This window comes from Terrabacter sp. P2_E3, assembly GCF_056403915.1.
This window is the reverse complement of record NZ_JBFUEN010000017.1, coordinates 1-12,648: the sequence shown is the minus strand read 5'-3', so window position 1 is coordinate 12,648 and position 12,648 is coordinate 1. Positions and strand designations below refer to the sequence as shown.

General features: G+C 71.9%; 10 protein-coding genes. 4 read left to right on the top strand and 6 right to left on the bottom strand.

Annotated features, from left to right (window positions below; genetic code table 11):
• The first annotated feature begins 195 nt into the window (after positions 1–195).
• Together AC1DW8_RS19255 and AC1DW8_RS19250 are read left to right on the top strand one after the other, a co-directional pair.
• Entirely contained in the window at positions 196–1,032 is an 837-nt protein-coding gene (locus AC1DW8_RS19255; protein WP_478095540.1) for a class I SAM-dependent methyltransferase, read from the top strand.
• Between the two features lie 103 nt (positions 1,033–1,135).
• The gene (locus tag AC1DW8_RS19250; RefSeq protein ID WP_056770944.1) at positions 1,136–2,515 is read left to right on the top strand and encodes a ferredoxin reductase family protein; all 1,380 of its coding nucleotides are present in this window, start codon (positions 1,136–1,138) and stop codon (positions 2,513–2,515) included.
• Positions 2,516–2,696: 181 nt separating this feature from the next.
• Here AC1DW8_RS19250 and AC1DW8_RS19245 read toward each other — a convergent pair whose 3' ends face one another.
• Positions 2,697–3,587 (bottom strand): hypothetical protein, encoded by an 891-nt coding sequence (locus tag AC1DW8_RS19245; protein WP_478095539.1) that lies wholly within the window; start codon positions 3,585–3,587, stop codon positions 2,697–2,699.
• 6 nt (positions 3,588–3,593) lie between these two features.
• Positions 3,594–3,959: a hypothetical protein gene (locus tag AC1DW8_RS19240; protein ID WP_478095538.1), complete on the bottom strand. Its 366-nt coding sequence runs from the start codon at positions 3,957–3,959 to the stop codon at positions 3,594–3,596.
• Positions 3,960–4,139: 180 nt separating this feature from the next.
• Between AC1DW8_RS19240 and AC1DW8_RS19235 the strand changes: the two genes are divergently transcribed.
• Positions 4,140–4,904, top strand: a complete 765-nt coding sequence (locus AC1DW8_RS19235; RefSeq protein ID WP_478095537.1) for a DUF5995 family protein — start codon at positions 4,140–4,142, stop codon at positions 4,902–4,904.
• Between the two features lie 247 nt (positions 4,905–5,151).
• On the top strand, positions 5,152–5,619 hold the full coding sequence (locus AC1DW8_RS19230) for a methylglyoxal synthase (RefSeq protein WP_478095536.1): 468 nt from the start codon (positions 5,152–5,154) through the stop codon (positions 5,617–5,619).
• Between the two features lie 87 nt (positions 5,620–5,706).
• Here the strand turns inward: AC1DW8_RS19230 and AC1DW8_RS19225 are convergent, their stop codons facing one another.
• The 4 genes from AC1DW8_RS19225 to AC1DW8_RS19210 form a co-directional block, all read right to left on the bottom strand.
• Positions 5,707–7,134: an MFS transporter gene (locus AC1DW8_RS19225; protein WP_442296050.1), complete on the bottom strand. Its 1,428-nt coding sequence runs from the start codon at positions 7,132–7,134 to the stop codon at positions 5,707–5,709.
• 10 nt (positions 7,135–7,144) lie between these two features.
• Positions 7,145–9,007 (bottom strand): amylo-alpha-1,6-glucosidase, encoded by a 1,863-nt coding sequence (locus AC1DW8_RS19220; RefSeq protein WP_478095535.1) that lies wholly within the window; start codon positions 9,005–9,007, stop codon positions 7,145–7,147.
• A gap of 83 nt (positions 9,008–9,090) precedes the next feature.
• On the bottom strand, positions 9,091–11,757 hold the full coding sequence (locus AC1DW8_RS19215; RefSeq protein WP_478095534.1) for an MGH1-like glycoside hydrolase domain-containing protein: 2,667 nt from the start codon (positions 11,755–11,757) through the stop codon (positions 9,091–9,093).
• Between the two features lie 74 nt (positions 11,758–11,831).
• Positions 11,832–12,648 (bottom strand): ROK family protein (locus tag AC1DW8_RS19210; RefSeq protein WP_478095533.1); only part of this gene is annotated, 817 nt, incomplete at its 5' end.

Genomic DNA, 12,648 nt, shown 5'->3' with positions numbered 1-12,648 from the left:
CCTCCGGTCAGAGGCCGCGGACCCTGACCTGCACCGCGGCCCACCGCCCAGTATCGGTCCTCGACGTGCACCGCGTCAGTCCACTTCGTGTACTGGAGCCCGCGTCGGCGGCAGCGGACTCTGGAGACGGACGGCCCGGGTGGGCCGCCGGGCCGCCGGATCGCAGCGGGCCCGTCACCGATGGAGGGAACGCGAATGACGACACACACCCGGACGACGGAGGCCACCGCCCCCGACGCCGCACTCAAGGCCCGGCATGCCGCCATGTGGGCGCTCGGCGACTACCCGGCCGTGGCCCGGGAGGTCATCCCGGCGCTCGGCCGCGTGCTCGTCGACGCGTGCCGCGTCACGGTCGGACAGGACGTCCTCGACGTCGCCGCAGGGACCGGCAACGCCGCGATCCCCGCAGCGCGGACCGGCGCACGCGTCGTGGCGAGCGACCTCGCCCCCGAGCTGCTCGACGTCGGCCGCCGGCTCGCCGCCGAGGCCGGAGTCGCGATCGACTGGGAGCAGGGCGATGCGGAGGCCCTTCCGTATGCCGACGCCACCTTCGACGTCGTCCTCTCGTGCGTCGGCGTGATGTTCGCGCCGCACCACCGGGCCGCTGCGGACGAGCTCGTCCGCGTCGCACGACCGGGCGGCACGCTGGGGCTCGCCAGCTGGACGCCGCAGGGCTTCATCGGGCAGATGTTCGCGACGATGAAGCCGTATGCCGCGCCGCCGCCTCCGGGCGCGCAGCCGCCCCCGCTGTGGGGCGACGAGGCGCACGTGCGCGAGCTCCTCGGGAGCCAGGTCGCAGAGCTCACCGCCGAGAAGCGTTCGCTCCCAGTGCATTTCGAGCACCCCGAGGACTTCCGGGACTTCTTCAAGCGCGCCTACGGTCCGACGATCGTCACCTACCGCGGCATCGCCGACTCCCCGGACGCGGTCGCAGCCCTCGACGCGGCCCTGCTGGACCTGGCCCGCGACCACATGGACGCGCACGGGCGGATGGGGTGGGAGTACCTCCTCGTCACGGCCCGACGGGCGTGAGGCCGGACCGTCCGGCTTAAGGGTTTCTTGACCCGGGCTTGAGGCGGGTGGTCGAGCGACTCCGTAGGCTCGGGAGGATCTTCCGCCTCCGGATGGAGTCATCGTGGGCTCGACCCCCGTCGGCGGTCGGCGCATGTGGTGGGGCGGCAGGGGCGGCGCATCTCGGCGGCGACTCGCCCCTGCACTGTGGGCGCTGCTCGTCGCCGCTGCCCTCGTCGTGCCGCTGTGGGCTCTGTGGTCGGCGCCCGACGGCGCGCACCAGGGGCCGCTGAGGGTCGTCTCGCTCGTCACGGCCCTCGCCGCCGCGTCGCTGCTCGTGCTGACGTTCGTGCTGCCGAGCCGTTTCCGACCCGTCACGGGCTACCTCGGCGTCGAGCGACTCCTGCGCAACCATCGCGCCCTGGCCCTCGCTGCCGTGACGCTCGTCGCCGTGCACGTCGGCGTGGTCATCGTCCGCCCCGGGCCCGGGGTGGCAGTCCTCGACCTGCGATCGGCACCCCCGCGGGTCTGGGCGGCACTCATCGCGACCGCTGGCCTGGCCGGCATCGTGGCCCTCGGCATGAGTCGTCGCCGCCGTCGACCGCGCTACGAGGGGTGGCGCCTCGTCCACGTGCTGCTCGCCCACATCGTGCTCCTCGCGACGGCCCTGCACGTCCTGTGGCTCGGGGACCTGACCCGCTTCCCGTCGGCACGACTGTGGTTCCAGACCTTGGCCGTGTTCCTCGTCCTCGCCTTCCTGCACCGCTGGGTCTGGCGTCCCCTGCGGTCCTACCGCAACCGCTATGTCGTCGACGAGGTACGGCACGTCTCGCCGACCGCGACGACCCTCGTGCTGCACGCCGCCGGTCACTCCGGCGTGGCCTTCCGGCCCGGACAGTTCGCCTGGCTCAAGATCGGCACCTCGCCGTACGTCTTCGAGGAGCACCCCTTCACCATCGCCTCGGCCGCGACCGAGCCCTGGCGCAAGGAGTTCACGATCAAGGGCATGGGCGACTTCAGCGAGCTCATCGCGGGCCTGCGTCCCGGACGCAGCGTCTTCATCGACGGACCGCACGGGTCGTTCACCCTCGACGGACTGCGCTCCGACCGCTTCGTCCTCATTGCCGGCGGCGTCGGCATCACCCCGATGCTCAGCATGATCCGCACCCTGGCCGACCGGGGCGACGAGCGGCCCGTGCTGCTCGTCGTCGCCGGCCGCACGGCCGACGACCTGCTGCACCGCGCCGACGGGGAGCACCTCGGCGATCGACTCGACCTCCACGTGGTCGAGATCCTCGAGGAGCCGCCGGACGAGTGGGACGGCGAGGTCGGGCGGTTCACGGCGGCGGTGCTCGAGCGGGCCCTGCCCCAGCGTCGATCCAAGGAGGACGTCGACTACTTCGTCTGCGGACCTGGGCCCATGGTGGCCGCCGCGACCGAGATCATCGGCGACCGCGGCGTGCCCTCGCGGCGCATCCACACCGAGCTGTTCGACGTCGTCTAGGTACGCCCGCCGAGTCGCTGGGCCAGCGGGACCGGGATGATCGAGAGGACGATGAGCACGATGCGACGACGTTGATGACGGGCTCCTGCCGGTCGTCACGTCGTCGGACCCGACGTGGATGACGGATGACCTGCTCCGGGGACTGCCGTTCCTCGTGCTCTCACCGCGCTGAGGCCCCACCTCAGCGGGCGGACGTCCGCGGGGGCGCCGGTCGCGCAGACGTCCCTCGCGCCCGCTCACGCCCGGCCATGGCCCTCCAGAGGAGCAGCGAGGCTCCGAGCGTGGCGGCGAAGCCCGTGAGGAGCAGCCAGGTCAGGGGACGGTCGGTGTAGAGGTCGGACCGCGCCCGCACGGCCCCGACGAGGATGAGCGTCAGCATGACGACCTCGACCTCGACCATGAGCCGCAGGCGTACCCACCTGCTGTCACGGAGCACGACGAGACCGGCGCTGCCGAGGCAGAAGATCGCACCGACGACGCGACACGTGAGCGGTGTCAGCAGCCACGGCCAGACCGGGATCACGAGGCTCGGGACGGCGAACATCACGAGACCCTGCGCGAGCGCGAGGCCAGCACCGCCGGCGACGACCGCTCGCGCACCCGGCCGGAGGCGCAGCTCGTCGGGGCGGGGCAGCGCGGCGACCCTGGTGTTGGCCACCCAGGCCGCGAGCACGAGGAACGGGGCGACGAAGTAGAGCGTGGCCCAGAGCCAGAAGGCGACGTGGCCGTGGTTGAACCGGTCCCAGTGGATGACCGTGGCGACCCCGAGCAGGGCCGCGAAGAGGGTGACGGACAGCAGGCCCGCACCGACCCGCGCCCACCGCCGCTCACGCGCGACGCGGACGAAGAACCACGCCCCGCCGAGATAGGCCGACCCGAGCACCATGGGGGTCAGGCTCGGCCTGATCGTCCAGGCGAAGAGGCGCCCGGTGTCGGACGGGGAGCCGTAGAGGATGACGAACGCGGTGAGCAGGATCGGCACGAGCACGACGGAGAGGACCCGGGTGGCCGGCAGGACGCGGTCGTCCCTCCGAGTCGTCGAGGGCGGGGACGCAGGGTCGACGTGCGCCACGGCCACTCACCCCCTCGACCGTCCGACCGCGTCGAGGTCGACGAGGGCGCCGACGAGCTGGTCCTTCGTCACGTCGCCGTCGCGCTGGTCCTCACGGTGCACGCGCCACCACTCGAGCTCGAGGGTTCCGGCCTGCGTGGGCTCGAGGTCGAGGCCGGCCGTCTCTGCGACGAGCGCGTCGAACCGGCGCATCAGGTCGCGCGCACGCTGGGGGTCGTTGTCGGGGAAGGGCGCCCACGCCTGGTTGGCACGCAGCACGAGCCACGCACCCCGCAGCGTGTCGGGCCCGTTCATCCCGAAGCCCGCCGCCACCATCGCCACCGACGCCCGCAAGAACGTCGCCCACTCGTGCCGGTAGTAGGCCCCACCCACGCGTCCGTCTCGCGCTGCCCGACGGTGACCGCGTCGAACGATCCGGGCCCGTGCGTCCGTGCTCTCATCCGGCCTCCTCGACCAGGAGCGCCCCCGCGCGACGGCGTCCGGATTCGACTGACACCGTGCGACTACCGCTTAAGAATAGGAGCGAGGGGCGGCGTGCGTGAGGAGAACGCGATGACCGGAACCGAGGGTGGGCGCACCATCGACGACGTCCTCGAGCGGATGACCGCGGCCCTCGAGCAGATGCCGCCGGAGCTCTCCGCCCGGCGCGCGTTCCTCGCGACCTACCAGCGCACGACGCGGGCCGTCGGCGAGGCCATCGAGGCCGCCGCCTTCGAGGACCCGGAGTGGGTCGAGGTGTGGGACGTCGTCTTCGCCGACCTCTACCTCGACGCCCTCGACGCCGACCTGTCGGGCGACCCGGAACGTCAGGCACCGCGGCCGTGGCGGCTCGCGTTCGGGGCTCCCGCCGACCTGCCGCCGCTGCGGCAGGTGCTCCTCGGGATCAACGCGCACATCAACTACGACCTGCCGCAGGCCCTCCTCGGCGTCATCAGCGACGCCGACTTTGCCGACCCCGTCCTGCTCGACCGGCGGCGACGCGACCACGAGCGCATCGACGGGGTGCTGTCCGCCCGGGTCGCCGCGGAGGACGACGAGCTGGCCACCCTGCGTGCCAAGAACGCGCTCGACCGGGTGCTGACGCCGCTCAACCGCGCCGCCTCGACCCGCTTCCTGCGCGAGGCCCGCACCAAGGTGTGGCACAACACGACCGAGCTCCAGCGGGCTCGCGTCGACGGCCCGGAGGCGTATGCCGTCCGGCTCGCCGAGCTGGAGGTGCTCAGCGCCGCTCGCATCGCCGACCTGCTCGCCCCCGGACAGGTGCTGCTCCGGCTGGCCGTGGCCGGCTTCGGCGTCGTGCTGCCACCGGCGCGCTGACGCCGCCACACGCATACGCGAGCAGGCCTCCCGGACACAGGAGAGGCGCCACTCGCTCGGGGGTCCGAGTGGCGCCTCTTCTGACCCCTCCATCGGCAGGGCCGGCCGGGGCGTTACAGCGATCCGAGAAGTTTTTTCCGCGCCATCCACCCCAGCCGCAACACGGGGCTCACGCGCTGGCAACCGCGGCGTCACGTCGGCCGGTCACCGCGGTGTGACCAGCCCCGACCCACGGAGGCCAGACGCCATGACGACGACCGAACGAGGGATCGCCCTCGTCGCCCACGACAACAAGAAGCCCGACCTGCTCCGGTGGGCTGCCTTCAACAGCGAGACGCTCGCGAAGCACCGCTTCTACGCCACCGGCACGACGGGCACCCTGCTGCAGTACGAGCTGGGCCTGCCCGTCACCCGGCTGCCCAGCGGTCCGGTCGGTGGCGACCAGCAGATCGGCGCCCGGATCGCCGAGGGCCTCATCGACCTGGTCGTCTTCTTCTGGGACCCCCTCGAGCCCCAACCGCACGATCCCGACGTCAAGGCGCTCCTGCGGGTGGCCGCGGTCTGGAACACGGCCGTCGCCTGCAACGTCGCGAGCGCCGATCTGATGATCTCCTCGCCCCTGCTCTCGGGTGACTACACGCCGGTGCGTCCCGACTTCGGCGACCGCTCCCTGACCGACGACGCCCCGGCGGGTGGGCCGCCCCTCGTGGCCTGACGTGCGCGCCGGGGACCGTGCCCGCCACGCAGGGCGTGTCGGGGACCGTGCCCGCCACGCAGGGCGTGTCGGGGCGGCCCCTTCTGGTCAGGTCTGCTGCACCGGGTCCGTGGCCGAGGTCGATCGGGTGGCGGCCGCCCGAGGAAGCCGCGCGGCAGCGGCGAGGCCCGCCATCCCGACCACGCCCAGAGCGGCCATGGCGAGTCCGTAGCCCCGTTCCGGGGTCGTCGTCAGACCGGCGACGAGGATCGTGCCGGCGACGGCCGTCCCGAGGCAGGAGCCGAGGTTGGAGACGCTTCGCGACAGCCCCGAGATCTCGCCCTGACGGTCCTGGCTGAAGCTGGACTGGACCACGTTCACCGAGGGGGTCAGCATCGTGCCGAGGCCGACGCCGATCATGAGCAGCCCCGGGATGAAGGCCCAGGCGTTCGACGACCCCGTCACCAGGGCGAGGAGCAAGGCGATGCCGCTGGTCGAGATGGCGAAGCCCGCCAGGATGAGAGTCCGCTGGGCGAGACGTTGGGCTAGACGGCCGGCTGCCAAGGAGGAGACCAGCAGGCCGACCGTGGCCGCCGTGAAGATCACGCCGGTCGAGATCGCGTCGTAGCCACGGACCACCTGCAGGTACGCCGAGACGACGAACGACACACCCATGAGGATCAGCCACTGCGCGCTCTGCGTGATGAGCCCCAGGTTCGAGGTGCGGTTGTGGAAGAGCGAGGTGGACAGCAGCGGTTCCTCGCCTGCGCGTTCCATGGCGATCACCGAACGGAAGAACCAGAACAGCACCGCTGCACCGAGGGCGAGCAGGGCGACCATCAGCCAGCCGCTCTCGTCGGCAGCGAGGATGCCCATGACGACGAGCACGAGACCGACCGCGGACAGCACCGCCCCGCGCGTGTCGAACTGACGCGTGGGATCCGCTGGCACGGGGTCCTCGATCCGTCGGCTGAGCAGGACGATGACGCCCACGACGACGGCCTGGAACAGGAACGCTGCCCGCCAGCTGACTGCAGAGGTGATCAGGCCACCGATCAGCGGGCCGGCTGCGGCCCCGACCCCGCCGAGGGCACTGATGACGCCGAACGCGCGGGCCCGTGAGGTGGTCTCGGTGAACAGCATCGTCGTCAGGATGTAGACCGGCGGGATCAGCAGGGCCGTGCCGACCCCTTCGAGGATCGAGTTGCCGAGGATGAGGACCCCCAGACCAGGGGCCGCCGCACTCATGAGGGCGCCGATGCCGTAGAGGACGAGACCGACGGTGAAGCAGCGCCGCCGGCCGTACCGGTCGGTCAGCTTGCCGGCCGGGATCATCAGCGCGGCCATGACGAGCAGGAAGATCGTGATGGCCGTCTGCACGCCCTGCACCGTCGTGTCCAGGTCTTCGCTGATGTCGTTGATCATGACGTTCATGTTCGAGCCGGCAAAGCTGCAGATGAACTGGGCCAGGGCCAGCGGGATCAGGACCCGGCGCAAGTCGGTCGAGGTCCGGGCCACGGCTGGTGTGTCGTTCATGGCGTTGCTCCTACGTCGGTGGGATCGGGGGGCCGTCCGCGAGCGAGGCCCTCGCCCGGATGAGCTCGGCGACGGACCAGGCCTGGAAGGGGCAGCCGGTCGCGCCATGCGGCGCGTCCCCGTCCGCCGTCTCGGACACCGAGCCGAGCCCGAACTCGGACAGGTGCAGCTCGAGTCCGTCGAGCAGGCCGGTCGTGTCCTCCTGGGCACGGCGCACCGCGTCCACGTACGGACCCATGAGCCAGGGCCAGACCGTTCCCTGGTGGTAGGCCCGGTCACGGGCGGCGGGGCCGCCCCGGTGTCGGCCGAGGTAGGCGGGGTCCTCGGGCGACAAGGACCGAAGCCCGACCGAGCTCGCCAGGTCGGCGCGGCAGGCAGCGACGACAGCCGCAGCGGCCCGGGGGTCCTGCACGGGGCCGTGGGGCAGCGACGCGGCCAAGAGCTGGTTCGGGCGGCACTCGGTGCGCGCCTGTCCGGCGTCGTCGACCAGGTCGGGCAGGCCGTTCGGGCCGACGGGGAAGAGAGTCATGAAGGAGGCGATTGCCTTGTCCCGCAAGGCGACCCAGTCGTCGGTGGCGCGCCCGACCTGTTCCAGCAGGTCGATGGCGCTCCCGAGCCCGTTGATCCAGAGCGCTTCGACCTCCACGGGACAGCCGGAACGCGGGGTGACCGGCCGGCCGTCGATCCGCGCATCCATCCAGGTCAGGGCCCATCCGTCGGCCCCGCCCCGAACGAGACCCGTGTCCGGGTCGACGCGGATGCCGAAGCGGGTGCCGGCCCGATGTGCGGACAGGATGTCGACGACGGTGTCGGCGAGCTGCGCGGCCAGGTCCAGGTCAGTGGTGCCTGCGACGTGCCGACCCAGTGCGTGCAGGAACCAGAGCGTGGCGTCCACGGTGTTGTACTCCAGCGTGCCGACGTCAGCGGTGTTGGCCAGCATGCCCTCAGACACGCTGTCGGCGGCTCGGACGAGCACCGAGCGGCCCTCCTCGGCCCGGCCCGTCGCGAGGAACAGTCCCTCGTAGGAGGTGAACAGGTCACGCGACCACTCACCGAACCACGGGTAGCCGGCCACCGCGGTGGGGCCGCTCGGGGTCCGCACCACGAACCGGTCCGCCGCGACGGCCAGGGTCCGATCGACAGCACCACGTGCACCGGCCTGCACCGCCAGCGCGTCGGCACGCGCCCGGGCGTCGGCCACGAGGGCCACCGCGTCCGGAGACGGGGCGCCCAGGTCTGTCGTAGCCGTCACCCCGAGCACGTCACCGGCCCTGAGCTCGGCGGTGAAGGTGCCTGCGGCCCAGAGGTCCTCGGTCGCACCCAGCCCTCGGGCCGCCTCCTCCCGATGGTGGACCCCGCGGTACCACTCGCCCCCGGGACGGTAGTTCGGGCCCTCCACCCGGTAGGCGGACTCGAAGACGAGGCCGGACCCGGTCGGCTCCACGTCAGGGTCGGCACCGGCGAACCGGTCACCGTGCTGGTCGCGCCACGTGCAGAGCGGAGTCACGTCCAGGCGCGCCTCCCCGCCGAGCAGGCGGTGCACCACCGCCACCGCGCTGAGACCGTGAGCCATGGCCACCTCGACCTCGAGCTGGACGGCGCCGAGGTCGAAGCGCCATCGCGGCACCCCGTCGGCCAGGTCGAACGACGCGAGCTGCTCGTGCCCGCGGGGATCGACGACGCCCCCTTCCCACTCGTGGGTCGACAGCCGGATGCGGCGGTCGCCGACCACCACGACCGTGTCGAGCGCGGCCAGCCCGAGCATCCGGGACGCACCAGCCGGTGCCGTGGGGGCCAACAGCAGGCCGTGGTATCGACGGGTGTGCAGGCCTGAGACCGTGCCGGAGGCGTACCCGCCGAGCCCGTCGGTCACCAGCCACTCCCTCGACGATGCCTCGTCGAGGGAGCCACAGACACCCCGACCGAACGCGATCCCGGTGGCGGGCCTCGCGGGGCTCACGGGCCCCACGGCTGCTCGCTGCCGGCGAACGGGTCGGGCCGGCAGATCAGGTCTGCCACGAGTCCGGTCCACCCGGTCTGGTGACTGGCTCCCAGGCCGGCGCCGTTGTCGCCATGGAAGTACTCGTAGAAGGTCACGTTGTCCCGCCATCGCGGGTCGTCCTGCAGCTTGTCGACCCAGCCGTGGCAGGGCCGACGGCCGTCGGGGCCCCTGAGGAACAACGAGATCAGACGCCGGCGCAGATCCTCGGCGCAGTCGCCCAGGCCCTGCGTGCGTCCACTGCCCGTGGGGTACTCGACCTCACCCGCTGCACCGAGGGAGTGGGCATAGCGCTGGAGGTTGCGCAGCACGAGGTAGTTGACCGGCATCCAGACCGGTCCGCGCCAGTTGGAGTTGCCGCCGAACATGCCCGTCGTGGACTCGGCGGGCTCATAGTCGACCGTGACCGTCGATCCCGCGAGCTCGAGCGACACGGGGTGCTCAAGGTGGTACCTCGACAGCCCTCGCAGCCCGTGCGAGGACAGGAACTCGTCCTCGTCGAAGACCCGGGCCAGGACCCGGCGCACCTCCTTCGCCGGGACCACGCCCAACGCGACCGCCTCGGTGCCGGGAACCGGGACCACTCGTCCAGCGCCGCGGTCCGGGTGGCTGGAGTCCTGTCGGCCGAGGAAGCCCGAGAAGCGCTTCTGGAGGGTCGCCAGCGTTGCCAGCAGGTCGGGCCCCACGACGACCATCCCCATCAGCGGCAGCACCCCCACCATCGACCGCACCTTGATCGGGACGGTGCTGCCGTCGGTGGAGTGGAAGACGTCGTAGAAGAAGCCGTCCTCCTCGTCCCAGAGTCCCTGGGAGTGCATGGCGTCGACGATGAGGACGAAGTGCTCGATGAACTTCACCTCGATGTCGGTCCAGGCGTCGTCCTTCTCGGCGAGGATCCTCGCGATCTCCAGGAGGGTGAGCGAGTAGAACGCCATCCAGCTCGTCCCGTCCGCCTGCTCCAGTCGACCACCCGGCGGCAGGTGCGACCTGTCGATGGCGCTGATGTTGTCCAGACCGAGGAAGCCACCGGCGAAGAGGTTGTCGCCCTCCGGGTCCATCCGGTTGACCCACCACGTGAAGTTCATGAGCAGCTTGGGCATCAGGCGGGCGAGGAAGTCGGTGTCGCGCCTGCCGTCGATGTCCCACACGTGCAGGGCCGCCCAGGCGTGCACGGGCGGGTTGGCGTCGCCGAAGGCCCACTCGTAGGCCGGGAGGGCGCCGTTCGGGTGCTGGAACCACTCCCGGCAGAGCACGAGCAGCTGGTACTTGGCGAACGCCGGGTCGAGATGAGCCAGGGCGACGGTGTGGAACGCCATGTCCCAGGCTGCGAACCAGGGGTACTCCCACGGATCCGGCATGGACAGGATGTCGCGGGCGTCCACGTTGAGCCAGCCGGCGTTGCGCCCGGACCGTCGTTCCGCCGGCGGTGGGGGCTGCGTGGGGTCCCCCTCCAGCCAGCGCTTCACGTCGTAGCGGTAGAACTGCTTGCCCCAGATCATCCCCGCGAAGGCCTGCCGCGCCACCAGGCGGACGTCCTGCTCGACGTCTGCCGGGATCACCTCGGCATAGAACTCGTCGGCCTCGGCCCGACGCTGCTCGATGACTGCGTCGAACGGCGCGCCGAAGGCGGGCGCCGAGGACGGCGCCCGGAGGCGGACGCGTACGACCTGCGTCTCGCCCGGGGCGACGGTCAGGCGGTACCAGGCCGCGCTCTTCGACCCGACCCGTTCCGGGTTGACCGTCGGCGCGCCGGTCACGACGTGGTCGTTGACCCCGTCCTTCGGGTAGTCCGCTGAGGAGTCGGAGCCGTACAGCCGCCGGCTGTTGGTCTCGTTCTCGCAGAACAGCAGCTCGGGCGACTCACCGGTGGGCCCGGGCGCGAGCTCCCACTCGAGCTCGCCGAACCGCGGGTGCTCCACCACGACCCGGTCGGGGCCCGTCGCGCTGAGCGAGGGCCGGGTGGCGCCCACGTCCCAGGACCATGTGTTGCGGAACCACAGCTGCGGCAGGACGTGCAGCGTCGCCACGTCGGGGCCCGCATTGGTGACGCGGACCTCCATGAGCAGGTCGTGCGGGTCGGCCTTGGCGTGCACGACGTCGACCACCCAGTAGCGGTCGTCGTCGAAGACACCCGTGTCCATGAGCTCGTACTCCGGCTGCGTCTGGTCGCGAAGGCCGTTCTCGGCCACGAGGGCGGCATACGGGTACTCGGCCTGCGGGTAGTGGTAGCGCCAGTGCAGCCACGCGTGGCTCGGCAGGGCGTCGAGGAACCACCAGTACTCCTTGACGTCCTCGCCGTGGTTGCCCTCGGGGCCGGTGAGGCCGAACATCCGCTCCTTGAGGATCGGGTCGCGGCCGTTCCACAGCGCCAGGGCCATGCACAGGTTCTGGTCGACGTCGCAGACGCCTGCCATGCCGTCCTCGCCCCAGCGGTAGGCCCGGGAGCGGGCGTGGTCGTGGGGGAAGTAGTCCCAGGCAGCCCCGCCGGCGCTGTAGTCCTCACGCACGGTTCCCCAGGCCCGCTCGGAGAGGTAGGGCCCCCAGTCGTACCACGGGGTGGCCCCGTGGAGGCCGTCCTCGGGGTGGCTGAACGAATCCACCCTGCTGCGTTCCGTTCCGGACATGTGGGCTCCCCTTCGTCGGACGTCCAGTACAGCGGATGAAGATGTCGACGGGATGAACTCCGTGACTCGGCGTGTTACCGGGGCGACTGCCGGTCGACCAGCCGCCCGGCTGGAGCACGTACCGCGGCGACGACCGACTCGCGGAGCTGGTGCAGGGCCGCCGCGCGGGCACCGGAGAGCTGCGGCCGGTCGCCGTCGAGAGCAGCGACGACCGGAACGGGTCGCGGCAGCTCGGCGGACCGGCGACGCAGCTCGTCGACGAACGCGACGTCGCGCCCCCAGGCGCCACCGACGACGACCATCTCCGGGTCGGCGAGCGCGATCGCCGCGCTGAGGACACCCAGGACGGCGGTGCCCAGGGCGACGAGCGTGCTGTCGCCAGCGGCGGCCTCGGCGACCCTCTTCCGCAACAGCTCGACGTCGATGGCGGTCGAGCCCGGTCGACGCAGCCCGAGGTGGGCGAAGACCTCGGTCAGACGCACGGCCCGACCGTCCGGCCCCTCCGTCAGGAGGTGGGCGATCTCCCCGGCCAGGCCGGAGTGACCACGCCGCACCTCACCGTCGGACACGACGGCGCAGCCGAGCCCTTCGTCGAGGTAGAGGTAGACGAAGTCGTGCGAGCCCCCGACGGCCCCGGCGTCGCCGGACGCACGCTCGGCCCGGGCAGCCCAGTTCACGTCGTTGTCGACGAGGACGGGCCCTTCGACGGCTCCCGCGAGCAGCGCCGGCGCGTCGAGGTCACCGATGAGGAAGGGGGCGTCGGGCAGGTGCACGAGCCGGCCGGTCCCGCGGTCCACGGGGTCGGCCGCGCTGACCACCGCCACGCGCAGCCTGGGCGCCGCGCCCGCCCCCGCACGCTCGCCGGTGCCGGCTCGTCCGCCGCCGGCGATC

Excerpts from the sequence above, each read along its gene's own strand:
- AC1DW8_RS19255 (WP_478095540.1), top strand. The coding sequence starts at position 196 with ATGACGACACACACCCGGACGACGGAGGCCACCGCCCCCGACGCCGCA.
- AC1DW8_RS19235 (WP_478095537.1), top strand. The coding sequence starts at position 4,140 with ATGACCGGAACCGAGGGTGGGCGCACCATCGACGACGTCCTCGAGCGG.
- AC1DW8_RS19230 (WP_478095536.1), top strand. The coding sequence starts at position 5,152 with ATGACGACGACCGAACGAGGGATCGCCCTCGTCGCCCACGACAACAAG.
- AC1DW8_RS19225 (WP_442296050.1), bottom strand. The coding sequence starts at position 7,134 with ATGAACGACACACCAGCCGTGGCCCGGACCTCGACCGACTTGCGCCGG.
- AC1DW8_RS19215 (WP_478095534.1), bottom strand. The coding sequence starts at position 11,757 with ATGTCCGGAACGGAACGCAGCAGGGTGGATTCGTTCAGCCACCCCGAG.